Origin of the sequence: Psychrobacter sp. P2G3, from assembly GCF_001593285.1 — a bacterium.
GTDB lineage: Bacteria > Pseudomonadota > Gammaproteobacteria > Pseudomonadales > Moraxellaceae > Psychrobacter.
This window is the reverse complement of record NZ_CP012529.1, coordinates 878,531-903,291: the sequence shown is the minus strand read 5'-3', so window position 1 is coordinate 903,291 and position 24,761 is coordinate 878,531. Positions and strand designations below refer to the sequence as shown.

Here is a 24,761-nt window from a genome sequence, read left to right as displayed (position 1 = left end):
AAACTATAATGTGGGAATCAACAAACTTTTACCTGTCATCTCAGCTGGTAGCTCAATATCCATCAATGCCAAGATGGTAGGTGCTACATCACTAAGTTTACCGCCATTACGTACTCGTACGTTTTGCTCACCAACATAAATTAGAGGCACATGTTCTGTAGTATGTTGAGTATGTACCTGTCCGCTTTCGTAGTCTTGCATCTGCTCGCAGTTACCATGATCTGCAGTGATTAGCATATCACCACCAGCTGCACGTACCGCTGATTCAATACGACCAACGCATACATCGAGTGCTTCTACGGCTTGTACGGCAGCATCAAAAATACCAGTATGGCCGACCATGTCACCATTAGCATAATTTACTACGAGCACATCATATTTACCTGACTCAATAGCAGCTACCAGCTTATCAGTCACCTCAGGAGCGCTCATTTCAGGCTGCAAGTCATAAGTGGCTACATCTGGCGATGGCACTAAAATACGTTCTTCACCTTCGTATTCTGCTTCACGGCCACCACTAAAAAAGAAAGTAACATGTGCATATTTTTCAGTCTCGGCGATACGTAGCTGAGTTTTGCCTTGATCCTGTAAATACTCGCCTAATGTATTGGTCAATGACGTCGGATAATAAGCAATACTGGTTTTTGCATTATCTGCCAAGATATCTGAATATTTAGTCAACATCACAAAAGCAGCAAGTCTTGGTTGCTTATGACGAGCAAAACCCGAGAACTCATGATCTGGTAGTACAAATGCTTGCGCAAGTTCGCGAGCGCGGTCAGCACGGAAATTCATAAAGATTAGCGCATCATTATCTTCGACCGTATATGGCACCTCATCACGTCCAATCACAGTCGTCGGGCTGATAAACTCATCGGTCTCACGTGCTTTATAAGCTGCCTGCACTGCACCATCTGCACGCGTTGCTAGACGATCAGCCTTACCCTCAGTGATTAGCTCATAGGCTTTTTGGACACGATCCCAACGATTATCACGATCCATCGCATAATAGCGCCCGATGATACTAGCAATTTGTACTCGGCCACCCTCATAGTGAGCATTCAGTTTATTAATATGATCGCGTAGACGATTGATATATTTGTCAGCAGATTTAGGCGGTGTGTCACGACCATCTAAAAAACAATGGACAAAGACATTTTTGGCCCCATGAACCAGTGCAGAGTGGCACATCGCTTCGATATGGTCTTGATTTGAATGCACGCCACCATCAGATAACAATCCCATAATGTGTACATTACCGCCAAGCTCGTTTGCAGCTTTTACAGCGTCAACTAACGCTTCATTTTTATAAAATTCGCGGTTGGCAAGCTCATTTGAGATCCGAGTTGAATCTTGGTAAAGGACACGACCAGCACCTAGGTTCATATGCCCTACTTCTGAATTGCCGAATTGACCGTCTGGCAACCCAACATCTTCTCCCGAAGCCGATATCAACCCATGCGGATACTGCTGATAAATCTTATCAAGGTTTGGCATGTTTGCGGCAGCAATAGCATTATCTTTCTCATCTTCACGATGCCCAAAGCCATCCAATATCATCAAAACGTGCGGTGTTTTTTTATTTTGCACGCTGCCTTGCTTACTATTAAGCTGCGCCTGACTGCCATCAATAGATTCTGATTGTTGTTGCGTACTGGTCATATATTACCGCTCCTCAAGTGAATGAACGCCTATAATGTTGTATTAGGGTGTTGAAAGCACTCTATATTAACACATATCTCAAAATAGCTGAAAACTCGACATTTTTTAACTAATTTACACAATTTCTAAGCCATTTTTTCCAATATGGCATCCTTAATAAGTAAAACAATTATTGATGCAAAGTATTAATCTGTAAATCAGACTTGCAATCAGTTATTCCATTGGTTAAGATAAAATTATTCTAGAGTGTTGGCTAGTAGATGTTTATTCCCTGAGCCGATAATGCTTTACCTGGATGTGCTATCTATTGCTTCATTGTGTATGCCTGCACCGCTTGCGGTGTATCAGGAAACCTGCCGAGGTAATGACGCATCCGCCCTGAACTTCACGGTTCATGGGTCACCATTTTACGGCGGCACTCTGGTTGTTATATTCGGTTACGACCATTAAAAGCCCCTTTTGTCATCGACGAAAGGGGCTTTTTTATGTTCGACTATCAAACCATCTATTATTCATCGTTGGCAGATTTAGTAATTTTCTTCACATCTTTCGGAATGGTTTTTGCAGTACCATCAACCGTGGTATGTTGTTTAAAGGTGTCACCGAACGGATTTTGCTGTTGTTGCCCGAATGGGTTTTGCCCATTCATGCCTCCTGCACCGCCAAACGGGTTTTGACCACCCATACTACCAAACGGATTTTGACCTCCGCCCATTTGTTTGGCCATCATCTCCATCATTTTTTGCTGATTATTCATGACATAGTTATTAGCCATATCTTTAAGCTTCTTTTGTACTGGTGGCAACACCACAAGCAATGCCAATAGATCGCTAATAACTCCTGGAATCAATAGCAAAATACCGGCCGCTGCCATAGCGACACTCTTTAGCATAGTAGATTCTTGCGGACGCATCGCGGGATTCATCATGCCCCCAGCTTTCATTTGCTGCGCCATTGGATTAAGGGCAACCATACCCTTACGAATCAGAGAGATACCAATGACAGCGGCAATAATGAACCACATAAATACTACCCAGCCACTCATAAATTGAGCAAGCAAATACCACAAGAGCATCTCGATAATAAACCAAACGATGGCAATACCAACTATCTGACCCATAAGGCGTCGTCCTATCAAATAAAAACTAAAAAATTGAGCGCCATGAAATTAAAATGGCTAACATATGATGTATATGGGGATTGATTGCTATACTATCAAACTTAAGGCTGATTTTTAAGCCATAAAATAAAATGAAAGTAAGACGGAATACTATGGCAATTATTATAGGAATTGATCCTGGCTCACGTATGACGGGTTATGGCATCGTTCAACAAACAGGCGATAAGTTAACCTATATTGATGCAGGCACCATTCGTACTGACACCAAAGAGATGCCTGAACGCCTTAAACGTATTTTCAACGGCTTGACTCGTATTACTCAGCATCACCTAAAGTATGCTGATGAGCCTATTTATACTGCTATTGAGCAAGTATTTATGGCAGAAAACCCTGATTCTGCGCTTAAACTTGGGCAAGCACGAGGTGCAGCCATTGCAGCAATGGTGGCATTAGACTTAGAAGTGTCAGAATATACGGCACGTCAGATCAAACAAGCCGTATGTGGTTATGGTGCTGCTGCCAAAGAGCAAGTGCAAGAGATGGTCTGCCGCATATTGTCTTTAGATGTGGTACCACAACAAGATGCTGCTGATGGGCTTGCCTGCGCTATCTGTCATGCGCATTCAAGTCACTCTATGAATAAACTACTACTCAACAGCTCGATGCGTGGACGCGGCGGTTCTAAGAAAAAAGGCCGTTGGCGCCTAACGGAAGAAGATTTAGGCAATTTACGTTAAAATACATGACCATAAAAAACACGTGTCCAAATGGCGCGTGTTTTTTTATTGAAGTGTTTCTCTTTTAGCACACTGCTATTTAGTTAACAACTGAACTTTCGATAACCATATCTAGTACATAAGCGTATTCTGCATTTGAAGCGTCGTCAGCCTTAAGCTTATGACGCTGTAAACGTAATATTTCATTATGTTTGCCATCATGCTCATAACCATCAATACTACCCATAAAATCCGTCCATTCACCCTCGTCAGTCTTTATACCTTGATCATCGTAAGTGATGGGTTTTATTTGTAAACAAGCTTGTGTACTATCATCAGCACAAGGTGTAGTTTTTGCACTCACTGCCCAAAATATAGTTTCACCTTTGCTATTATATTTTGCCTGCGCTGTCATTTTACCTCTCCAAACCAAAGTTGTATTATTGCTAGCAACCTGAGTAAGGGTCGGCGGTGTGCCATCTGCCAAGCTTATCTGACTCTCTCCCTGCATAAGCTCATTTAGTTCATTTTCAGCTATATTTAAATCATCACATAGCATTTTGGTACTCATACCATCTTCGGTCATCAACATGTTATCTTGCAGTTGATAAGCAGCATTTATTGTATTACAACCAACACTATAGCTAATACTGTTCTGACCTTGATACTTGCTGAAGCTCAGAACAACTTGCTCATTTATGTCCATTAACGACGTTACTGGTTGGTTACTTTCATCGGTTGCAGTTACCAATGTCCAACGATAGCGGGCAAGATTAGCAATTAACTTGTCTTCGGTGCTCAAAATTTCAGGGGCAGATGACGATTGGGCAGTAGTATTGATAGTCGTACCCTCTGCATTAGGCTCATTACTAGTTGAAGCATTATTACATGCCACTAAAGCCGAACTAGCTATTAGTAGGCTTGGCAATAATAATGTTTTTAGAATTGGTTTTAAATTTGCACTTACCATGTTACATCTCTCTTAGGGCACTCACCTAAAATTTCTTTCTTCAATGTATTTTTTTAACGAGATTGCCATATTAATATAGCGTTTCGATTGCTCAATCTAATTTATAGACAGCTTGTTTACGACCATTCAAAATACTAGCTCTGCTTTATTGAAGTAGTCTTGCAATAAACATTCCTTTAATTAAGTTTTTCTGTCTTAAATCTTGGATATTTCTAGTATTCAAGTCGGTATGGCGAATATAAAATTAGTATAACTACTATAGACTTGACCATATTGTCTTATGTAATAAAATGTTTAGTTTTATTGCATAAAACCTTTGATGTCTGCTAGACAGTAGTTTGTTAATAATTCATATTTTCAAAAAAATGATGGACAGCTGATTTCTCAACTGTCCATCACTAAATATCGGATGATTTCAATACCTGTAAAAAACCTTTATCTACTCGCCAGCTTGTGTAGATTTCGCCTTAGCAATTTTTTTGATACTAAAACGCTCATTCATCATCTGATAAAAACGCGCTAGGTTTTCTCCTTGCTCATTAGGATTGACCTTGAGTATTTTGCCAAAATCTAACCCCAAGTATAATACGATATCAGCAAAGCTAAGTTGATCGCCTACTAAATAGTCATGGCCTTCCAACGCTTTTTCAAAATAAGGTAATGCTTTAACCGCACGCGCGATAGAAGGCGCTACAAATTCTGGTACTTGCTCAACACGCTGAGCCTTTAAGGGATGACTGTGCTGAAATGCCAACATTAAGTTGTACAGTACTTCAAATTCAGCAATACGGCGCATAGAACAGACTTGCGCACGTTGTACCACATCGTTACCCATCACTGAGCGCTCACCATATACCCGATCTAGATACTCACACACTGCTTGTGAGTCATTGAGTACCGTACCATCATCCAACGTTAATACCGGTACTGTTTGCATCGGGTTCATTTGGGTAAAAGCATCTGACATCTGTTCATTAGCGGCAAAGTCGATATCTATTACATCGATATCGTCCATATCATCAACATCAATACCTTTTGATGCTAACAAAATAAGGGCTTTACGCGGGTTAGGGGCAGTACGGGTTACATATAATTTTTTCATGGCAAACTCCCTGTAAGGATAATCAAGTAGCGGCTCAGCGCTGATACGCTTTATTGTGGTTGTTACATTCATATATACAGATCATTTTTATCGATAATCTGTACAATAGTTATAGCCTACTCCAGTCATCATAGCAAAGCCTTATTAGTGCTTGTCAAAATAATAATAAAAAGCCCCATAACTTTAAGTTATGAGGCTTTAATTAATCTTACTTATCTATAAACATGCTATTTATTTATTAGGCGCAGGTGTCGTACGCAAATAAGGCTTAATTTCGGTATGACCTTTAGGATAATTAGCAGCGATATCTTCGTTTTTCACGCTTGGCGGAATGATAACGTCGTCGCCTTCTTGCCAGTCAACAGGTGTTGCAACGTTATACTCATCAGACAGTTGCATCGCATCAATAACACGAACAATCTCATCAAAGTTACGTCCACAGCTGGCAGGATAAGTAAGCGTCAGGCGTACTTTTTTGTTAGGATCAATAATAAACACACTTCTGACCGTTGCCGTATTATCAGCATTTGGATGAATCATATCGTAAAGATTCGCGACTTTGCGATCAGGATCAGCAATGATAGGGAAGTTGACAGCAGTGCCTTGGGTTTCTTCGATATCACTCACCCAACCTTTATGATCTTCTAAACCATCAACCGACAATGCGATAGGTTTGACATTACGTTTTTGGAACTCACCACCTAATGCTGCGGTGCGTCCAAGCTCAGTCGTACATACTGGAGTATAGTCTGCAGGATGTGAGAAGAAAACAACCCAGCTATCCCCTGCCCACTCGTGGAAATTTATATCGCCTTCTGTGGTGCTCGCGTCAAAGTTTGGTGCAGTATCACCTAGACGTAAATGTGCCATACCTAATTCCTTGTTTATATTGATGAGCGCTAACACTAAAAAGTATGCTTGCGCTCTGTTATTATCATTGACGCGCTCAGCTATTAACTCGGCTAACGTCAGTAAGAATCCTATTTTATATTAACAAACTGGTTACGAATGTCTTGTGACGGATTGTAATTCGATTATTCCATTTATCACTAAGTAGAGAGCTTAATGGTTGTTAAGATTTAAACATAGCGGCACCATCCATTTTCAATTGAACGGTATCGGCTTTCCATGTGAGTTTAGGGGTCGCCTCACTCATGCGCTTGCTCGTCTCGCCTGAGTGCCGCAAGGTAATACCTTGTTCATCAATAATGGCAATACCAATCACATAAGTATAAACAAAACGACTTTTGGCTTTGGGTGAGGCCTTTATATTAAAAGTACATTCTACAATTTGGTCCTGATACTGCATACGCATTTTTGGCTGTAAAGAAGCAATGGACACCACACCATTCGAAACCGCAGAATATACTGAAAAGACCAAGGCAACTTTACCACCATAATATTCAGCAATAGCAGGATTGACCAATACCGTCTCTTTTCCAGGCTCATTGGCACTAGCGACTTGTACATCACCTTGATGATGCACATAAGGTATGCTATTTAAGTTGCCTATTTGCTTGGGAGCATGGACATAGTTCATGTCTTTACTGCTCTGAGCCAATATTCCAACACGCAAATCTAAATCATCGTTATCGGCACTAGCATCACCATTATCTATCCATATGGCTTCTACTGTTAGATAGTCATGACTGCCTTTCGTGAGGTTAATTCGATGTTCACTACCAGGTTTGTCTAAGATGACCTTTTTCAGACTAACAGCCGTTGGCTGCTCTGTTTTTGTCGCATTAACCAACGGTGCGGCAGAGGTAGTATTTATAGTAGATAATTGATCAGTAAGCTCATCTGCGACATCCCCACCGAAATGGGTCACCAATGCATCTAAACCACCGTTAAAACCTTGTCCAATGGCGTTAATGCGCCAAATATTATTTTTACGATAGACTTGAAACAACATCATGGCGCGCTCACTATCAAATGCACTACCGTCAAATTGATAAGTTGCTAATATCTGCCCTGCTTGCTCTAACGTCACGCTACTAGCACCAAGCTCACGCATGGTCGCTTGACCATCGATTGTTGCCGTCAATACCAAATAATCTACGGAATCTGGTAATTTACTGAGATCAATATCGAAGCGCTGTTGAATCGTTGTTGACTGCCAACTGATAGCACCACAGGGCGTTCTTGGCTGGTTATAAAAGGTCATATAATCATCATTTATTAACTTCTGCTGCCCACTCAAACCAAAGCAAGCCACATCAATAACGGTAGCGCCTGCTGTTAGCTCTGCAATCAATGTAAACTGCTGCATAACACCAACCTCAGTGAACTTGGCTTTTTGACCCATAATTAGATTGAGCATTATTATTGTCCTAATGATAATTTAGTATCAATTCAGGAATGGTTAAACAACCATTCCTGAATCCCACAAGCAAAACTCGCCAAACTTACCGCGTTTGCTTGTACCGCCAGCGGCACGCCCAGTGTCTGTTAATACCAATTCACCTTCTTGTTCTTGTAAATACCCAACTGCCAGCAACTTATCATTTAATTCTTGAGTCTTAAAACCTAGCTCTTTAGCAAGTTTCGCAGTCGTCAGCTTAGAGTAAGTAAGCTGCGCTGATTCCGTAATGGATTTTGCAGTTGCATTAGTGCCAACCGTTGTATTATTAAAAGTAGCTGTACTATCAACCCCACCATCCGATTCGGTCACCTTTTCAAGTGACATCCGCACTTCATCACTGATACGAATGATGCGTTGGGCTTCCTCGTAAGTATCGGCATAGAGCTTAGTGTCTTCGTTACGGTAAATTAGTACCCCCATTTCATTATTATTTACTTGGCTAAACTCATAAAGGTTCAAACTGGTAATAATGCATTCGTTTTCATTGAGATAGCACTTAGCATGTAAGTTTTTACAAAAGCTGGTACGGATAAAGGTCAGATTTTTAAGCCAATTTATCTCTTCAGGATGCAAATCATTCTTGCCATAAACGATTCTAATATCGATTTTGAGACGGTTACGGTCTTCTAGTAGCTCTTTAATACGCTCATTAAGCTTTAAATACGGGCTAATAATAATCAACCTATCAGAAGCATTTTTAATCAATTCTTCTAAATGATAGGTCGTACCACTGCTGTTTAAAAACTTTGCCATTCTAATGCCCTCAACATCTACTATTAAAATTTATATTTATTCATAAAAAAGCCCATCTCTAGCGTACTAGAAACGGGCACAATTGCGAACTACTATTGTTGAGTTTAATCTACAATATTAGAGCTATAGCTTATACATCATTCGTTTATAAAAATTCATTACGCAAATCTAGAGTAGATTCTTCACCTAGAGTTGCATAGTGCTTATCAAGGAAGGCCTTGGCAGACTCACGACCGATATCGCGCAGGTGGGTTAAAAATGCCCATTCGGAATTTATTTTACTAGACGCTGACAATGGATTGATTTGCTCAGTGGCTTCAATACGGTGCACGAATACTTCAGAATAACGTTCTCTATCCAGATTGTTCTCACGTAACTGACGGGTCACAAACTCGATAGCTCGCAACTCTCTTAGCAAAGATGAATTGAACGAAATCTCATTAATGCGATTCTGTATTTCTATGGCACTTTTCGGGGTTTCATTGCGTTCAACTGGGTTAATTTGAACGATGGCAATATCCTTAGACTTAGTGGTGCGAAACAAGGGATACAGAGGTGGGTTGCCAACATAACCACCGTCCCAATAGGGTACGCCATCAATTTCAACGGCTTGGAAATAAGACGGTAAACATGCCGAAGCTAAGATCATGTCTGCGGTTAGCTCTTCACGGTTGAATACTTTTATTTTGCCCGTATGCACGTTGGTTGCCGCAACAAACAGCTTTAACTCATTACATGCTCTGACCTTTTCAAAGTCAATAGTAGACTCAACCAAATCACGTAATGGGTTAATATTCAGCGGGTTGGTGTCATAAGGCGAAGCAACTCGACTAAATAGATCAAGCATTAGGTAAGCCGGTGAGTTATCCACATCCCATCTACCTGTCAGAATACTCAAAGGGCTGCGCTTAATAGGGCTCATCCTGCCCATGTATGCCACTTGGCGCCAAAACTGCTCAAGCGCCTCACGTGCACCATCTGCGCCACCATCCATATAGCCTTGTGCTAATACTGCTGCATTCATAGCACCAGCACTCGTCCCAGTAATACCCTCTACACTGACCCGACCATCTTCCATGAAGTAGTCCAGTACGCCCCAGGTAAAGGCGCCATGAGAACCGCCACCTTGCAGTGCTAGATTGATCGATTTTTTAACCATAATCTCTTTACACTCCCTTAGATGTATCGTTGAGCTTGCCTGTCTGGTTTTCTGATAGATAAAGCCAGCTAATAATTATTTGTTGCGCGTTCAGCAGCCAATAGCAGCCCGCCTAAATTCGATACTGATAAAGTATCAGCGCGATGCAATTGCTCAATATTAGCTGGTAACTCTAATCTGAGCATTGCATCTTCAAGAGTTTGGCAGACAGTAACTAAGCCGGTTTATAACTATCACGTAAGCTGACGATTTGATTAAATATAGGCTTATCACTAGTATGTTCTTCGCTATCCGCGATAAAGTAACCTTCACGCTCAAACTGGAAACGCGTACCAGCTTCAGCATTAGCCAATGATGGCTCAACTACCGCATTAAGTTCAGTCAACGAGTCCGGATTCAATACTTGATGTACATCAGCGACGCTACTTGGGTCTTCGACACTAAATAACTGCTCATACATGCGTACCGTTGCTGGAACGCCTTGGCTGGCCGATACCCAATGAATGACACCCTTAACCTTACGACCTTCAGGGTTGTTGCCTAGCGTTGCCGGATCAATCGTTGCTTTTAGCTCAACGACGTTGCCACTATCATCAGTAATATGCTCAGTCACTGCCAATACATAGGTATTGCGCAGACGAATTTCTGGCTTTTCTGGTGATAAGCGCTTATAGCCTGCTGGCGGCTCAATCTCGTAATCGCCTTGATCGATATACAAAGTTTCAGTAAACGGAATTTCACGCTCACCCATATCGACGTTAGGATGGTTCGGTTGAGTTAGCCATAAAGTTTGCGTGGCATCGTCAAAGCGCGCATTGACACTATCAGCTTTTTGCGCTTCCCAACTCCTAACTGCTTCCGCAAAGTTAGTAATGGTCACTTTTAATGGCTTTAGCACTGCCATACCACGTGCAGTGGTGGTTTCCAATGATTGACGAATGCTAAATTCTAATAAACGAAAATCAACAACACTGTCCACTTTAGTCACGCCAACACGTTCACAGAAGTCACGTAAGCCCTCTGGCGTATAACCACGACGACGCATGCCAGCGATAGTCGGCATACGCGGATCATCCCAACCACTGACAATACCTTCATCGACCAATTGCTTGAGTTTACGCTTACTGGTCAACGTATGGTCAACATTCAAGCGGCTGAACTCGTACTGATGTGGCTGTACATCAAAACCGACTTTTTCAACCGCCCAATCATAAAATGGACGGTGATCTTCAAACTCCAGCGTACATAATGAATGAGTAATACCTTCGAGTGCATCAGAAAGCGGATGGGCAAAATCATACATGGGATAGATACACCATTTATCACCCGTTTGATGATGCGCTTGATGCATGACGCGGTAAATAACAGGGTCGCGCATATTCATATTTGGGCTTGCCATATCAATCTTGGCACGCAAAACCGCTTTACCCTCAGCAAACTTGCCCTCTTTCATATCATTAAAGAGCGTTAAGTTTTCTTCAACACTGGCATCACGATGTGGTGATGGCGTGCCAGCCTCATTAAATGAGCCACGGTTTTCTTTAATCTGCTCAGGCGACTGCAAGTCTACATAGGCATCACCCTGCTCAATCAACTGCACGGCCCACGCATGTAATTGGTCGAAGTAACCTGACGCATGGTGCGCGTCCCCTGCCCACTCAAATCCAAGCCATCTGACATCGTTCTCGATGTTATCAATGAAATCTTGCTTTTCTGCGGTTGGGTTGGTGTCATCAAAACGCAAGTTACACACACCGCCAAACTCTTTGGCCACGCCAAAGTTTAGGCAAATGGATTTGACATGACCAAGATGCAAGTAACCATTTGGCTCAGGCGGAAAGCGTGTCACAATTTGTGGGTATTTTTGCGCATTGACATCATCACGAATGATATTACGAATAAAATCGTTTTTTTGTTCGTCTTTTTGTGCATTGTTGCTTGAGTGCTCACTCATCGGGCATTGCTCCTAACGCAAATTGTCATTTCATGCTACGTGCCATCACGCATCATGGAAAATTCAAACCAAACCATTAAAAAAAATAGGTTATCAAAAATTATAATAAAAAGTTAAAGTTGCGTTATTCTATCAGGTTTCATAAACGCATTAACAGCCTGATACATGACACGAGATAAAAAAGCCGTTAGACTAGCCATGACTTTTTATCAATCACTCACGACAGTGCTAATTAAGGCGCTGCAATCAAAAAGGAATATCACATGGTAGACATGCCACCAGTAGTAGAACTTGACACCAGTATGGGTGCGATCGTTATCGAACTCAATGAAGAAAAAGCACCTAAAACGGTAGAAAACTTTTTAAACTATGTAAAATCTGGTCATTATGACGGCACGATTTTCCATCGCATCATTGACGGCTTTATGATTCAAGGCGGCGGAATGGACGCTGAGATGAATGAAAAAGCGACCAATGCACCTGTTGAAAACGAAGCAGATAATGGTTTAAAGAACGATAAAGGCACCATCGCGATGGCGCGTACGCAAGATCCGCATTCAGCAACCAGCCAGTTTTTCGTTAACGTAAAAGACAACGACTTTCTAAACCACTCTGGCAAAAACATGCAGGGTTGGGGTTACACGGTATTTGGTAAAGTAACAAGCGGTATGGATGTCATTGAAAAGATGCGCGGCGTACCTACTGGTCGTTTCGGCATGCATGCTGATGTGCCAAAAGAGCCAGTGGTTATCAATTCAGCGACCATCGTTACTCAGTAGTAGTTAGTAGATAACTGTTATTTGAGGAAAATCACTCAGTAAGCACTTATCAAAAGATACTTCTTAGTAATTCATGAGGATAAGGATAAATGCAAAGTTTTGACCATCTAATTACCACCCGCCCTCATGAGGTGCGGCAAGTATTGATTAGCGATTTGCATTTATCGCCTGAAGAGCCTGCCTTAGTGCAGGCTTTTTTGGCGCTGCTTGATGATTGTCTTGCCCTGCCCGCGCTAAAGTGCTTATTTATCCTAGGCGATTGGTTTGAAGTATGGCTAGGTGATGACGTTTACTTATCGTTATCAGAAGATGAGTGCAAAACCCATTGGCTCACCCCGCTTATCGTTAAATTAAAAAAACTACGGGTAGCTGGCTGTAAGATTTTAATCATGCATGGGAATCGTGATTTTTTGTTAGGTCAGCCATTTTGCAATTTATTCGGTGGTGAGCTTATTTATGAGCCATATACCTTAACCGTTGGACAGCAGAATTATCGCTTAGAACACGGCGATGCGTTATGCGTTGATGATAAGAAATATCAGTTTTTTCGCAAAATCATGCGCAATCGGTTAACCCAGTGGTATTTGCTCAATAAATCACTAGAAAAACGCTTGGCTATCGCAGATAAAATGCGCAAAAAAAGCCAGCAGAATAATGCCAATAAAGCTGCTTACATCATGGATGTCAATGAAGACGCGGTGATACAAGCAGTGGCTGATAGCGATACTTTACTACATGGTCATACCCATCGCCCAGATATTCATCAAGCTACGAGTAATAAAAAACGCTACGTGCTTGGTGATTGGCGGTTGTTAGATGAAGATACGCGCCAGCCAAAAGTCAGCGCGGTGATTGGCGCAGTAACCACAGATGAAAACTCAGATAATGATAATGCTAAATTTAACTTGATTGAATTTAAATTTCTAATGTCATGATATCTATGTGAACGTCTCTTATTTACGATAAAAAAAGGGTCTGTTAAAATAACAGACCCTTTTTTTGACTATCTAAAATCACTTGATTCTAAGGGATTAATTTAAAGAAATGCTGACGATAATGCTTTAGCTCACGAATAGAATCGCGAATATCGTCTAACGCTAAGTGACTGCCACCTTTTTCAAAGTTCTTTAAGATATCAGGGCGCCAGCGGAAGCATAGCTCTTTAATCGACGAGACATCAAGATTGCGATAATGGAAGAACTTTTCCAGTTCAGGCATTTGACGCGCCATAAAACGGCGATCTTGGCAAATTGAGTTGCCACACATTGGTGATTTGCCACTATCGACCCACTTGTTCAAAAACTTAATAGTCTCAGCTTCGGCCTCTGCCAATGTCACTGTGCTACGGCGTACACGATCAACCAATCCTGACTGGCCATGTTGCTTGGTATTCCAGTCATCCATTTTATTTAAGGTTTGATCCGATACTTTGATAGCAAACACTGGCCCTTCGGCAAGGACATTTAAATCTTCATCAGTAACGACAGTAGCAATCTCGATAATCTCATCGTTTAAAGTATCAAGTCCGGTCATTTCTAGATCAATCCATACCAGCCCTTTTTTGCCTTGGTTTCTGATTCTAATCTTATTGGGATGGTCATCGGTACTCATATTTTGTCCTATGGTCAATAAAGTTTGAAACAACTTTGGAGCAATGTTAACTAAATAAATGACATATAAATGGTCATGCTTAAATAATTTTTTTGCGCTTAGTCATTCATAATGTCTAAAAAAACCAAAACATTACAAAACCACTGTCTGGTACAGGCGCTTTAGGCTGTATGTTAGCAAATTTTCACGCTACACTTAGCAATATTTTTTAATAGGTTCAAAACCCATGGCATTAATCCGGCAACGCAAGCTGACTAAACAACAGATTCGTCGCATTGACAAACAACAGCTGGCAAGTCAAGACAGCATAGATGATAGCTTGATGGATGGCGTGGTCATGGCGCATTATGGCAAGCAATTAGAGGTACAGGTGACCAGCTTGCCAGCCGACATACCAGTGCAGCCTGAAGTCGCACCCGATGACCCTGAGCCATTTTGGCAAACGCTTGCTTTAGGGGATATATGGCGTTGTCATGTGCGCACTAACTTGCCAATGCTATCAACTGGTGATCACGTGCGCTGGAGTGCCGATCCCAATACTGGCTTTGGTCGTATTGAGTCCGTACAACCACGCACTTCTCTTGTCTCGCGTCCAGATCGTTACCATAAGCTTAAGCCTGTTGCAGCCAATGTCGATATTTTGGCCATTGTATTTGCGCCGCTACCTGCTGCTGCGCCGACACTCATCGATCGCTATTTGGTCGTTTGCCATCATGCTGGCGTGAAGCCCTTATTAGTATTGAATAAGGCGGATTTGTTGGTACAAGAGAGTTATGCAGACACCAATGACTTGCTCGTACAGTATGCTGCTCTTGGTTATGAAAGCGTACTTACTTCGGTCGACTGTCCTGAGAATATCGCCGATAGTACTGAGCAGCAAGGGCTTGGCGAGTTAAAGCGTTACATAGATAAAAAACTGGTTATCTTTGCGGGTCAGTCTGGTGTCGGTAAAAGTAGCTTAATTAACGCCCTGCTACCAGAATCGGCACAGAGCGTAAATATTATTTCTGAAAACTCAAAACTTGGTCAGCATACCACGACGACCAGCCGCCTATTGCCATTTAATCCAGATGATCTTACCCAAGGCGGTATTGTTGATACCCCTGGTATTCGTGAATATGGTATTTGGCATTTGACCCCTGATGATGTCATCTCAGGCTTCGTTGAACTTGCGCCACTGGCTGGTGATTGCCAATTCCGTGATTGTCGTCATACTCATAACAGTAAAGGCTGTGCGTTATGGAGAGCCGTTGCTGACGGTGAAGTACTGCAGCGCCGTGTTGAAAACCTCATCACGTTACGAATAGAGGCTGATACCAAGCCTTACTAGGTATTGCTTACTATTAAAACTTAGGTTAGCTATCGCACGTTTACTATGGATGTCCTAATCGGTATAATAGCGCCTTGTTCGGTAATACTTGGCTGTATTCGCAGTTTAGTAGAACACTAATTTTTTGGAGGTTTGGTTTGGATCGTGCGCTTGAATTTGTGGGCAACCACCCGTTTTTATTTGGTATCTTAGCAGTACTTGCCGTACTGTTCTTTGCCATTGAAAATAAACGTAGCGGCAAAAAAGTGTCGCCCAATACCCTCGGCATGATGGTCAACTCTCAAAACGCGCAGCTTATCGATATTCGCGCCAAAAAGAAGTTTACCACCGGCTATATCCAAGGCAGTCGTAACATCCCTTTTACAGAGCTCAAAGATCATTTAGATGAAATTCGTGCAATTGAACAGCCTGTAATTATCATTTGTGATATGGGTGTACAAGCAGGCGCGGCTATTCAGATGATTGGTAAAGACAGTGTTTATCGTCTAGAAGGCGGTGTTGGTGGCTGGCAAGGTGCTGGCATGCCATTAGTAGGATTAAAAGATGCTAAGCCTAAGAACAAGGGCAAAGCAAAACCTAGCTTGCACAAATAGCTCTACATCAACACGCCTTAATAAAATGCATTATTAATAAAAAGACATGACTCTCAGTTGTGTCTTTTTTTATGGACAACCCTCAAGTGATAACAAGTCACTTAAGAACTTATATAACCTTTTGCAGCGAGCTGGCTTGAATTTATCACCCTCATCCCCACTTTATAATGAGCATAATCAAATACACACTAGTCATTAACCTATCTAAATCAGGATAATAGACAAACTACACGACATAAAGTCAATTAAGGATATCTTATGACTGCCTCAGTTAAAGTTTATACTACGCCTATCTGCCCTTACTGCTCAAACGCTAAACAATTACTAAAAAATAAAGGCATTGAGTATGAAGAAATTGGTATGCATGATATGAGTAGCGATGAGCGCCGCGCATTGATGCAAAAAACCAATAACTATCGCACTGTGCCACAAATTTTCGTCGGTGATACTTTCGTTGGTGGTTTTGACGAGCTCAATCAAATGAACCAGCAAGGCAAGCTTGACGAGCTATTAGCCGGTTAATCTGCTACATTAAGCAGCTTATATAATAGTGACATTAGCTGGCCCTAGTTAATATAAATATGATATTGACCAATCGATAGCTGGCTATTGTCATTCCTGCACTAGCTTGTAATAATGTAGCTTGCAACTTAACCTTGCTACCAGGACATCAACGACACATTGCATTACTTATTTGAGGAATTATCATGGCTGAAGAACAAGCACAACCACAATTAGCACTAGAACGTATCTACGTAAAAGACATGTCACTTGAAGTGCCGGGCGCTGGCGTATTCACCAAAGAGTGGAACCCTGAGCTTGATATTAACCTATCAAGCAATGCCGAAAAGCTAGATGACGATCATTATCAAGTAATCTTGACTGTGAGCGTTACCGCTAAAAATGCTGAAGAACCTGCTTTTATTGCTGAAGTTCATCAAGCTGGTATTTTCTTACTAAAAAATATTCCTGAAGATCAAATCGGGCAAATTTTAGGTGCTTATTGCCCTAACGTTTTGTTCCCTTACGCTCGTGAAGTCATCAGCGACATCGTGACTCGTGGTAGCTTCCCGCAATTACTGCTTGCTCCAGTCAACTTTGACCAAGCATATGCACAGAGCCAACAGCAAGCGCAAATTGATGCTGAAGGTAATGCTTAAACTTTAAAATAAAGTTTATATTTTAAAAAAGCCATCTCCTAACTTAGGTAGATGGCTTTTTTATGTATTGCTTTTAATAAATTCCTATCATTTTTCTAATGACATTATTTATTGTAGTTGGATTTTTATAGCTACTATTTATATCTACTACAAGACATTAAAAAACCCTGCCAATAAGCAGGGTCTTCGTTAGTATAATTCAGTATACAGAATATCCGTAAAACGAATTAACCTTTTAACGCTGACAATATCTGCTGCTTAACATCATCAATAGCTTGCGTGCCATCGAACTTGTCATATTTAGGCGCATTCTCGCCCTCTTTGGCTTTATCTTGATAAAAACCAACCAAGGTTGACGTCTGCTGATGATAAGTTGCAAGGCGCTCACGAATAGTAGATTCTTTGTCATCTTCACGTTGGATAAGTGCTTCACCGGTCACATCGTCGATACCATTTTGCTTCGGTGGATTATGATCGACATGATATACACGGCCTGAACCTGGATGCTGGCGACGACCAGATAGGCGTTTTACGATCTCATCATCAGGTACACTGATCTCAATCACATGATCGATAGCAACGTCTGCGTCTGCAAGCGCTTGGGCTTGGGGGATTGTACGCGGAAAACCATCAAGAATGCAGCCATTAGCACAATCAGGCTTAGAGATACGCTCTTTTACTAGGTTGATGATAAGATCATCAGAGACCAGTCCACCTGCATTCATAATGCCTTCAGCTTGTTTACCAAGCTCGCTACCTTCTTTAATCGCTGCACGTAGCATATCGCCAGTCGAGATTTGCGGGATATCAAATTCTTTAGAGATAAACTGTGCTTGGGTGCCTTTACCGGCGCCAGGTGGACCTAGCAAAATAATACGCATCATAATACGTCTCTCCTTGATGGATGGGATTTGGGGATTGGTTAATTGCGTGAATGCCGGATATACCTTACCTTGTGGCTTTATAAAGCTCAAGTATTTTTAGTACTAGTGTCGCCTGTAGATATGACTTATCTGTTCATGTAACGCAATTGCGCGCCGCAGTAATACGCTACAGCGCTTATGTCATGAGGCTTTTCAAAAGTTACGGTATCTGCTGATTTATTTCAACGTTAACTTGTTTTTGATCGGCACTAATCACGACTGGGTTGCCAGATAAGTCCCCTGACTCTGCACTTGCATTACCACTATGGCTGATACGAGCAATAACAGCCAGTTGAGTTTTTGCCGCACGTGCCGATTGTATCGTCCGCTCAGGCATCATAGCATCAAGATCACTTAAGCTAATACTGGCCTCACCTTGCTGAATCACACTAATAGGCAAACGCTTGGCTGCAAATGGTGGGCCGCCATTAACATCACGAATGGCAACAAATAGCACGTCATCACCTTTGACTAATGGTAATAAGCTAGAATTGACCTTCACCGTTACATTAACACCCTCAGCCGCTTGTTGCTGCTGTGCTTTCACATTGGCACTTAGCTCATCTAGGCTGGTCAACGCTTTTGTATGATCACCCGGCTTGGCAGCAATACTAGCACGTAATCTCTGAATCCAGCCTTCTGCCTGCTCAAAGTTACTAGCACGTGCTTCACCCATTGCCATCAGCATCTGTGCGCCCTCATGCTGTGGGTTGTTGGCTAATACATCTTGTAGTACGCGACGACTAGTAGCATCTAGCTGGCCTTCGTTCGCAAAAAAGCTAATCTGCGCATAAGTGGTCGCAATCTCTTCATTATCAGGAGATAGACGATATGCCCTAGATAAAGCTTCTAATGCAGAGTCAGTCACTTCAAGCGATAAAAACAGCTCTGACAAGCGCATCCAGCGATTAGGGTCATCAGCATGACGATGGACGTTGGTCTGCATAGCCGTAATCAGCTGACGGCCATCTTCAATAGCCCACTCTGGTGGCTGATCAATCTTACCAGTCAATAAGTCGTCAGCTACTTGGCCAACTTTATCTTCTGCTTGCCATAGCTCAAATACTGGTGTGCGATCGCTAATCAATAAATACGCCATCGCTGCCAATACGGGTACCCAGATAGTAATTATTAAACGGCTTTTGATACCAGGGTTCACCATCTGATCTGCTTCACGCTGGGCATCTAATAGCTGGCGCTCAAGCTCAAGCTTTTGATTTTGGTAATGGTTATCATCAATGGTGCCGCTGTCTTTGTCGGTTTTAAGCTCCGCTAAACGTTCACGGAATACTGCCACGTTAATATCTAATAGTTGGTTATCTACGGGCTTATTTTTTATGCGCGTAGCGCGTAGCCATGGTGTAATAACGATGACAGCAAGTATTAAGGCAATAAGTAAGCTTAGGGCAATAAATAAGCCAGCAGTAGAAAATACGGTCATTTTTTGTCCTCTGTGCTTGTGATGTCATAATCAGTGCTATTCGTACGTGATAATAGACGATCCAGTTCAGCCTTTTCTGCAGGGGTTAAAGCAGCGACAGTACTATCGACTATCGTACCGCTATCACCACTTGCTACCAGCTGTCGACGTTTACTCTGCCAAAACCAGCCAGTAATCAAAACAATCAATAATAGTGGCGGAAAAAACCATAGTATCCATGTTGACGGACGCACAGGTGGCTTGTAGGTAATAAAATCACCGTAACGCTCTTGCATATAGCTGCGTATTTCAGCATCACTGCGCCCATCTTTAACAGAATCGTAAACTTTTTGCTTTAAATCCTGCGCAATAGGTGCATCAGACCCTGCAAGGTTCTGGTTTTGACATTTAGGACAACGCAGCTCCTCGATGAGACCACGATACTGAGCTTCTTGCTGCACTGAGTCAAAGTCATAAACATCGATTGCCGCATAAGCGGTCATGCTGAGTAGACATGCCAGTACAAAGCTTACTAGCCTTAATACTGTAGCGGTTCTTATCTGAGTAGCCTTCATTTGCATGCCTCCCCAACCTGACTTGGATCTGGACGATTACCATTTTTGTTAGCCTCATTGAGTACTGTCAAACAAGGCTTAATGCGTTCTTGCCAATTGGCTTCATTAACTTCACCAATGATATGCTGACGGATGATGCCGTCCCCATCGACTGTAAAAGTTTCAGGTGCGCCTGTCAGACCTAAGTCTAAAGCAAACTGACCTGACAGATCTTGAATAGACATTGAAAAAGGATCGCCACCTCGGTTCAAATAGCTGAATGCATCACCAATATCATCTTTATAATTAATACCTACCAAATTAACACCACGCTCCTCTAGCTGCATAAGAAACGGATGCTCAATGATACAAGTTGGACACCAAGAGCCCCAAATGTTCATCAAAAACGGCTCATCAGGTAAATTATCATTAGTCATGATACGGCTAGTATCTGCTAATAATGGCAGCTCAAAAGTAGGAACAGGACGCTCAAGAGCCATATTCGCTACAATATCGGTAGGCTTACCTAAACGCATATAAAGCATTACCATCAGTCCTAAGAACACGATAAGTGGAATTAGAAACCATACTTTTAATTGCTTTTTTTTGATAGTTTTATGACGGCGTTCATTGTCATTCTGCTTATTGGGATTAGTGGTGTTGTCTGATTCATTCATCTTACTTCTCCCCAAGCGTTGCAACAGGTGTCGCCGTACTAACTACAGTATCATCAGCAACTTGATGCGGTGATTTGGCTTTTTTAATGCGATAGCGTTTATCAAACATGCTGATCAGTGCACCTAAAGCCATGATAATCGAACCTAGCCATATCCAGCGAATCAAAGGTTTCACGTAGATACGTACAGCCCATTGATTACTATCTTCAGCGATCGGCTCACCAAGCGCTACATATAAATCGCGCATGAGACTGGCATCAATGGCCGCTTCAGTCATCGGCATCATACTAATGATATAGGTACGTTTTTCAGGATATAAAGTCGTGACAGCGCGTCCGTCTTTAGTTATCTCAACCTCCGCTTGAATAGCATCAAAGTTACTGCCTTTGACCTCACGGAAGTCTTTCACGGTAAAATCATAACCTTGGACGTTGACGGTATCATTTGGCCCTAACGCCACATCACGCTCGATACTTAAACTACTGGTAAAGGCAATCCCAATTACTGCGATTAAAACCCCAATATGTGCGGTTTGCTGACCCCAATAGCTAAGACGTAATTGACGTAGACCATTCACTACATTTGGCGCATTCTTAGTCTTATCTCTAAAATCGATAATCATCCATAGTAGCACCCAAAAGCTTACAGCTAAGGTTACGCCGATATTAAGCATAGATGATGGATGGACAAAATAAGCAATAATCGCTGCTAATACCAGACTGCTGACTGCGATAACCATACCGACGCCCAACAATGGACGCTTGTCTTTTTTCCAGCGAATATTAGAGCCCATACCCATTGCGACTAGTAGCAACCAAGTCAGAGGTACAAACAAAGCATTAAAGTAAGGAGGGCCGACTGATACCTGACCTAAATTGAAGGCGTCTGCAATGATCGGATAGAGAGTACCAAGCAGCACGACTAATGTGGCAATTAAAATAATGGCGTTATTGATAACCAAAAATGACTCACGTGAAATCAGCTGATATTGACTCTCAACCGTCAATCGCCAACCACGTACCGCAAACATTAATAGACCACCACCCACGATAATGCCAAGGATGACTAGAATGACTAAACCACGTGTCGGATCGGCGGCGAACGAATGCACCGAAGTAATGACCCCTGAACGTACCAAAAACGTTCCTAGTAAACTCAGCGCAAAAGCGAAAATCGCTAGCATGATCGTCCATGCTTTGAATACACCGCGCTTTTCAGTAACCGCTAACGAATGTAGCAGCGCAGTACCAGCGAGCCACGGCATCAATGATGCGTTCTCTACTGGATCCCAAAACCACCAACCGCCCCAGCCAAGCTCATAATAAGCCCACCATGAGCCTAAGGCGATACCGATGGTTAAAAACCCCCAAGCAGCTAGTGCCCACGGACGTGACCAACGTGTCCACACCGCATCCAAGCGCCCTTCCCACAATGCTGCCATACAAAAGGCAAACGGCACGACCATGCCCACATAGCCCATATACAGCATAGGCGGATGAATAATCAGACCAAAATCTTGCAGCACAGGGTTTAGATCTGCACCATCAACAGGTATGTTCGGTAAGGTACGATTAAATGGTGATGAGGTAAAAATCAACATCGCTAGCATCATCATCTGTACCGCTGCCAAGATGACTAATACTCGTGCTCGCATTGATAACGGCAAACCGCGGCTAAAGTAAGATACTAGCGCGCACCATGTCGCCATGATGGTCATCCACAGCAGTAGAGACCCTTCATGCCCGCCCCAAGTTGCCGATAATTTGTAATACCAAGGCAACAAAGTGTTGGAGTGCTGCGCGACATAGACAAGGCTAAAATCATTGTAATAAAAGCCTGCCATCAACGCTGAAAACGATACTATCATCGCGGCAAACTGCGCCCAAGCCAAACTTGGGGCCAGACGCTGCCAAGCGACTTGGTTGCGCATAACGCCAATAGTTGGTAATACTACCTGTAAAATAGCCAACACAAAGGCGGCTAGTAAGGCAAAATAACCCAATTCTGTGATTAACATACAATCTAACCCTGTTTACCCTAATACGGTCATAGTTTACTGTGGCGGATTGGGCTTTTTATTGGTTTAAAAGCACCTATAGCCTGCCCATTAAAAATCGCTACAACGGTAACCTCGCTAACCACAACAATGTATGGCTTGCGCTCAGCTTCCTTGTAACGACATTATCTTGGATTGACTATATAACTTAATATTGTTTTATAACTTAATGCTGTTTTTTTTCATGTTAGTTCATGTCTTATATTATTCTAAGTCTATAATTGTAAAGCATATTTTCTCTTGATATCTTTTTTATTATCAAGTTATCTGCTATTGCACCGCTGGAAAGAACACCAAAACAAGGTGTAACCAACCTGCCAAAAATCCAGTCAAGCCGCCTAATACAATTAGTGTCATCTCATCTTCACGAAACGCTGGACGTAATAAGTTTTGAAACTCATAAGGTGACAAGGCTCTGATACGATCGCGAAACAGACCGAATATTTTACTGGCACGACTCTCATTAAGTTCAGGATCTCGTAGCGGCACCATGGTAGCAGTAATCGACTTATCAATGATCGTATTCTTTAATTGACCATATTCACGGCGACCCAGCCCCATACGCAAGGTCGTTCTGACCACTGGCGACTCTAACACTTGATAAAGATGCGACTTCATCAACTCACGCGTTAGCGCAGCACGATCACCATACATCATCTCATTCATAATGTTCTCTAGAGTCACTAAATCAGTAACAACAATCTCAGCGAAAACCTCAGACACTTCTTCTTGACGTTTCATAAAGCCGCCTTGGAAACGGAACTGAGCGATATGTGGCAGCCTTGGCTTAATAAACGGAAAACCAGCACAACGTTCAAAAACCTTCACATAAGGGATAAAATGCGGCTCTACTGGATTAAATACCATCCAAATTGCAATCCAGTTAGTCAACAAGCCCCAAACAGCCGCGAAAAACGGTACCGTCCAATGCTGCGGTACAACTAAGAAAATAAACATCTGAATAATGCCAAAAATCAACCCAATCAAAGCGCTGATATGCCAAATAAAGTTGATCTCACGTTGGCCAACTTTTAGGAACATATTGACCATTAAACGTCGATCGCTTTCCATCTTATTGACGATCATCTGACGCATATCGACCAAATCTTCGACATGGTAAGTCAGATCAGTCACCAACGATTGCATAATCTCTGGTAGCTCTTGATGCGCTTGGGCATAAATACGGCGCTTTAGAGCATAAGGCAGGTTGCCCCATAGCGCCCCTGAATGCTCGAGCATAATCTCGTCGATGAGCGGCTCAATATTTTTATCTACTGTATCAGTAATAAAAACAGCCATTTGCTCAGGTTCCATCGCTTGAACAAACTCGTCTAGTGAGCCAAGCTTTGAGAGCGTCTGATCAACGATAACCCCAGATATCTTGCCAGCTTTACGCGGGACAATACCTTGCCAGCCAATTCCAGGTAACCCAAAAAAAGGGAAATTAGGTATACGAATACCCCAAAACTTAATGGGGTAAAACAGCATTTTCAATGCCATCCATACATGCAACCATGTGACAAATGCGGTCACTGGTGGAATGGTCAGCATGGCAAAAAATTCTGGATGCTCAGCGAGCGTCTGCCATATTGAGGTTGCGACCATGACTCTTTTTACCTCTGACGTAACGATTATCGTTAATCTGTTGTCTTTTGTTAGAGTTATTAAGAAACGCTTAGGGTCTGTTACACATTCAAGTATTAGGACTGCCAGTACCACATTTGAATGTGCAACAGATCCTGATAAAAATAGCGCTTTAATGACAATTAAACACTATAAAATAAATCGCCTGATTTTAGCATACTTGCCATTTATTAGCACATATCCGCCCTAGTCAAGTTGTGACTAGAGATGACA

General features: G+C 42.2%; 23 protein-coding genes and 1 other RNA gene. 8 read left to right on the top strand and 16 right to left on the bottom strand.

Annotation, left to right across the window (positions count from 1 at the left end):
- Window positions 1-3 precede the first annotated feature (3 nt).
- On the bottom strand, window positions 4-1,662 hold the full coding sequence (gpmI, locus tag AK823_RS03905) for a 2,3-bisphosphoglycerate-independent phosphoglycerate mutase (protein WP_068326370.1): 1,659 nt from the start codon (window positions 1,660-1,662) through the stop codon (window positions 4-6).
- Between the two features lie 235 nt (window positions 1,663-1,897).
- Here gpmI and ssrS point away from each other — a divergent pair.
- A non-coding RNA gene (ssrS, locus tag AK823_RS03900) (6S RNA) lies at window positions 1,898-2,093 on the top strand.
- 77 nt (window positions 2,094-2,170) lie between these two features.
- On the opposite strand, the gene AK823_RS03895 is transcribed toward ssrS, so the two are convergent.
- A complete protein-coding gene (locus tag AK823_RS03895) occupies window positions 2,171-2,782 on the bottom strand; it encodes an FxsA family protein (RefSeq protein ID WP_068326368.1) in 612 nt (203 codons plus the stop codon).
- Window positions 2,783-2,934: 152 nt separating this feature from the next.
- Here AK823_RS03895 and ruvC point away from each other — a divergent pair, with 152 nt between their 5' ends.
- Complete coding sequence (ruvC, locus tag AK823_RS03890; RefSeq protein ID WP_068034835.1) at window positions 2,935-3,519, top strand: crossover junction endodeoxyribonuclease RuvC; 585 nt, start codon at window positions 2,935-2,937, stop codon at window positions 3,517-3,519.
- A 79-nt stretch (window positions 3,520-3,598) separates the two neighbouring features.
- Here ruvC and AK823_RS03885 read toward each other — a convergent pair whose 3' ends face one another.
- From AK823_RS03885 to AK823_RS03855, 7 genes are all read right to left on the bottom strand, one after another.
- Entirely contained in the window at window positions 3,599-4,468 is an 870-nt protein-coding gene (locus tag AK823_RS03885) for a DUF4377 domain-containing protein (protein WP_068326365.1), read from the bottom strand.
- A gap of 439 nt (window positions 4,469-4,907) precedes the next feature.
- Window positions 4,908-5,570, bottom strand: coding sequence for a glutathione S-transferase family protein (locus AK823_RS03880; RefSeq protein ID WP_068330129.1), 663 nt, complete (start codon window positions 5,568-5,570; stop codon window positions 4,908-4,910).
- Window positions 5,571-5,801: 231 nt separating this feature from the next.
- The gene (locus tag AK823_RS03875) at window positions 5,802-6,440 is read right to left on the bottom strand and encodes a peroxiredoxin (protein ID WP_068326362.1); all 639 of its coding nucleotides are present in this window, start codon (window positions 6,438-6,440) and stop codon (window positions 5,802-5,804) included.
- A gap of 202 nt (window positions 6,441-6,642) precedes the next feature.
- Window positions 6,643-7,893, bottom strand: a complete 1,251-nt coding sequence (locus tag AK823_RS03870; RefSeq protein WP_082785628.1) for a TerD family protein — start codon at window positions 7,891-7,893, stop codon at window positions 6,643-6,645.
- A gap of 42 nt (window positions 7,894-7,935) precedes the next feature.
- Complete coding sequence (locus AK823_RS03865; RefSeq protein WP_068326359.1) at window positions 7,936-8,688, bottom strand: phospholipase D family protein; 753 nt, start codon at window positions 8,686-8,688, stop codon at window positions 7,936-7,938.
- Between the two features lie 145 nt (window positions 8,689-8,833).
- Window positions 8,834-9,847, bottom strand: a complete 1,014-nt coding sequence (locus tag AK823_RS03860) for a patatin-like phospholipase family protein (RefSeq protein WP_068326356.1) — start codon at window positions 9,845-9,847, stop codon at window positions 8,834-8,836.
- 214 nt (window positions 9,848-10,061) lie between these two features.
- Window positions 10,062-11,801: a glutamine--tRNA ligase/YqeY domain fusion protein gene (locus AK823_RS03855; RefSeq protein WP_068326353.1), complete on the bottom strand. Its 1,740-nt coding sequence runs from the start codon at window positions 11,799-11,801 to the stop codon at window positions 10,062-10,064.
- Window positions 11,802-12,064: 263 nt separating this feature from the next.
- Here AK823_RS03855 and AK823_RS03850 point away from each other — a divergent pair, with 263 nt between their 5' ends.
- Both AK823_RS03850 and AK823_RS03845 read left to right on the top strand, forming a co-directional pair.
- Complete coding sequence (locus AK823_RS03850; RefSeq protein ID WP_068326350.1) at window positions 12,065-12,580, top strand: peptidylprolyl isomerase; 516 nt, start codon at window positions 12,065-12,067, stop codon at window positions 12,578-12,580.
- A gap of 89 nt (window positions 12,581-12,669) precedes the next feature.
- On the top strand, window positions 12,670-13,515 hold the full coding sequence (locus tag AK823_RS03845) for a UDP-2,3-diacylglucosamine diphosphatase (protein ID WP_068326347.1): 846 nt from the start codon (window positions 12,670-12,672) through the stop codon (window positions 13,513-13,515).
- Between the two features lie 88 nt (window positions 13,516-13,603).
- Here AK823_RS03845 and orn read toward each other — a convergent pair whose 3' ends face one another.
- The gene (gene orn / locus AK823_RS03840; protein ID WP_068034827.1) at window positions 13,604-14,191 is read right to left on the bottom strand and encodes an oligoribonuclease; all 588 of its coding nucleotides are present in this window, start codon (window positions 14,189-14,191) and stop codon (window positions 13,604-13,606) included.
- Window positions 14,192-14,417: 226 nt separating this feature from the next.
- On the opposite strand from orn, the gene rsgA reads away from it, so the two are divergent.
- The 4 genes from rsgA to secB all read left to right on the top strand — a co-directional run bounded on the left by rsgA (window position 14,418) and on the right by secB (window position 17,274).
- A complete protein-coding gene (gene rsgA, locus AK823_RS03835) occupies window positions 14,418-15,521 on the top strand; it encodes a ribosome small subunit-dependent GTPase A (RefSeq protein ID WP_068034826.1) in 1,104 nt (367 codons plus the stop codon).
- 137 nt (window positions 15,522-15,658) lie between these two features.
- Window positions 15,659-16,114: a rhodanese-like domain-containing protein gene (locus tag AK823_RS03830; RefSeq protein WP_068034825.1), complete on the top strand. Its 456-nt coding sequence runs from the start codon at window positions 15,659-15,661 to the stop codon at window positions 16,112-16,114.
- Between the two features lie 258 nt (window positions 16,115-16,372).
- Complete coding sequence (gene grxC / locus AK823_RS03825; protein WP_068034824.1) at window positions 16,373-16,636, top strand: glutaredoxin 3; 264 nt, start codon at window positions 16,373-16,375, stop codon at window positions 16,634-16,636.
- Window positions 16,637-16,821: 185 nt separating this feature from the next.
- Window positions 16,822-17,274, top strand: a complete 453-nt coding sequence (gene secB / locus AK823_RS03820) for a protein-export chaperone SecB (RefSeq protein WP_068034823.1) — start codon at window positions 16,822-16,824, stop codon at window positions 17,272-17,274.
- A gap of 227 nt (window positions 17,275-17,501) precedes the next feature.
- Here the strand turns inward: secB and adk are convergent, their stop codons facing one another.
- The 6 genes from adk to AK823_RS03790 all read right to left on the bottom strand — a co-directional run bounded on the left by adk (window position 17,502) and on the right by AK823_RS03790 (window position 24,509).
- A complete protein-coding gene (gene adk / locus AK823_RS03815) occupies window positions 17,502-18,158 on the bottom strand; it encodes an adenylate kinase (protein ID WP_068326345.1) in 657 nt (218 codons plus the stop codon).
- A 199-nt stretch (window positions 18,159-18,357) separates the two neighbouring features.
- A complete protein-coding gene (gene ccmI / locus AK823_RS03810; RefSeq protein WP_068326342.1) occupies window positions 18,358-19,638 on the bottom strand; it encodes a c-type cytochrome biogenesis protein CcmI in 1,281 nt (426 codons plus the stop codon).
- Window positions 19,635-20,192 (bottom strand): cytochrome c-type biogenesis protein, encoded by a 558-nt coding sequence (locus tag AK823_RS03805; protein WP_068326339.1) that lies wholly within the window; start codon window positions 20,190-20,192, stop codon window positions 19,635-19,637. Before AK823_RS03805 ends, ccmI begins: the two co-directional genes overlap by 4 nt.
- Complete coding sequence (locus AK823_RS03800; protein WP_082785627.1) at window positions 20,189-20,848, bottom strand: DsbE family thiol:disulfide interchange protein; 660 nt, start codon at window positions 20,846-20,848, stop codon at window positions 20,189-20,191. Before AK823_RS03800 ends, AK823_RS03805 begins: the two co-directional genes overlap by 4 nt.
- 1 nt (window position 20,849) lies before the next feature.
- Window positions 20,850-22,865, bottom strand: coding sequence for a heme lyase CcmF/NrfE family subunit (locus AK823_RS03795; protein WP_068326336.1), 2,016 nt, complete (start codon window positions 22,863-22,865; stop codon window positions 20,850-20,852).
- 309 nt (window positions 22,866-23,174) lie between these two features.
- Complete coding sequence (locus AK823_RS03790) at window positions 23,175-24,509, bottom strand: hypothetical protein (protein WP_068326333.1); 1,335 nt, start codon at window positions 24,507-24,509, stop codon at window positions 23,175-23,177.
- Window positions 24,510-24,761 lie beyond the last annotated feature (252 nt).

Excerpts from the sequence above, each read along its gene's own strand:
- gpmI (WP_068326370.1), bottom strand. The coding sequence starts at position 1,662 with ATGACCAGTACGCAACAACAATCAGAATCTATTGATGGCAGTCAGGCG.
- AK823_RS03895 (WP_068326368.1), bottom strand. The coding sequence starts at position 2,782 with ATGGGTCAGATAGTTGGTATTGCCATCGTTTGGTTTATTATCGAGATG.
- ruvC (WP_068034835.1), top strand. The coding sequence starts at position 2,935 with ATGGCAATTATTATAGGAATTGATCCTGGCTCACGTATGACGGGTTAT.
- AK823_RS03885 (WP_068326365.1), bottom strand. The coding sequence starts at position 4,468 with ATGGTAAGTGCAAATTTAAAACCAATTCTAAAAACATTATTATTGCCA.
- AK823_RS03880 (WP_068330129.1), bottom strand. The coding sequence starts at position 5,570 with ATGAAAAAATTATATGTAACCCGTACTGCCCCTAACCCGCGTAAAGCC.
- AK823_RS03875 (WP_068326362.1), bottom strand. The coding sequence starts at position 6,440 with ATGGCACATTTACGTCTAGGTGATACTGCACCAAACTTTGACGCGAGC.
- AK823_RS03870 (WP_082785628.1), bottom strand. The coding sequence starts at position 7,893 with ATGCTCAATCTAATTATGGGTCAAAAAGCCAAGTTCACTGAGGTTGGT.
- AK823_RS03865 (WP_068326359.1), bottom strand. The coding sequence starts at position 8,688 with ATGGCAAAGTTTTTAAACAGCAGTGGTACGACCTATCATTTAGAAGAA.
- AK823_RS03860 (WP_068326356.1), bottom strand. The coding sequence starts at position 9,847 with ATGGTTAAAAAATCGATCAATCTAGCACTGCAAGGTGGCGGTTCTCAT.
- AK823_RS03855 (WP_068326353.1), bottom strand. The coding sequence starts at position 11,801 with ATGAGTGAGCACTCAAGCAACAATGCACAAAAAGACGAACAAAAAAAC.
- AK823_RS03850 (WP_068326350.1), top strand. The coding sequence starts at position 12,065 with ATGGTAGACATGCCACCAGTAGTAGAACTTGACACCAGTATGGGTGCG.
- AK823_RS03845 (WP_068326347.1), top strand. The coding sequence starts at position 12,670 with ATGCAAAGTTTTGACCATCTAATTACCACCCGCCCTCATGAGGTGCGG.
- orn (WP_068034827.1), bottom strand. The coding sequence starts at position 14,191 with ATGAGTACCGATGACCATCCCAATAAGATTAGAATCAGAAACCAAGGC.
- rsgA (WP_068034826.1), top strand. The coding sequence starts at position 14,418 with ATGGCATTAATCCGGCAACGCAAGCTGACTAAACAACAGATTCGTCGC.
- grxC (WP_068034824.1), top strand. The coding sequence starts at position 16,373 with ATGACTGCCTCAGTTAAAGTTTATACTACGCCTATCTGCCCTTACTGC.
- secB (WP_068034823.1), top strand. The coding sequence starts at position 16,822 with ATGGCTGAAGAACAAGCACAACCACAATTAGCACTAGAACGTATCTAC.
- adk (WP_068326345.1), bottom strand. The coding sequence starts at position 18,158 with ATGATGCGTATTATTTTGCTAGGTCCACCTGGCGCCGGTAAAGGCACC.
- ccmI (WP_068326342.1), bottom strand. The coding sequence starts at position 19,638 with ATGACCGTATTTTCTACTGCTGGCTTATTTATTGCCCTAAGCTTACTT.
- AK823_RS03805 (WP_068326339.1), bottom strand. The coding sequence starts at position 20,192 with ATGAAGGCTACTCAGATAAGAACCGCTACAGTATTAAGGCTAGTAAGC.
- AK823_RS03800 (WP_082785627.1), bottom strand. The coding sequence starts at position 20,848 with ATGAATGAATCAGACAACACCACTAATCCCAATAAGCAGAATGACAAT.
- AK823_RS03795 (WP_068326336.1), bottom strand. The coding sequence starts at position 22,865 with ATGTTAATCACAGAATTGGGTTATTTTGCCTTACTAGCCGCCTTTGTG.
- AK823_RS03790 (WP_068326333.1), bottom strand. The coding sequence starts at position 24,509 with ATGGTCGCAACCTCAATATGGCAGACGCTCGCTGAGCATCCAGAATTT.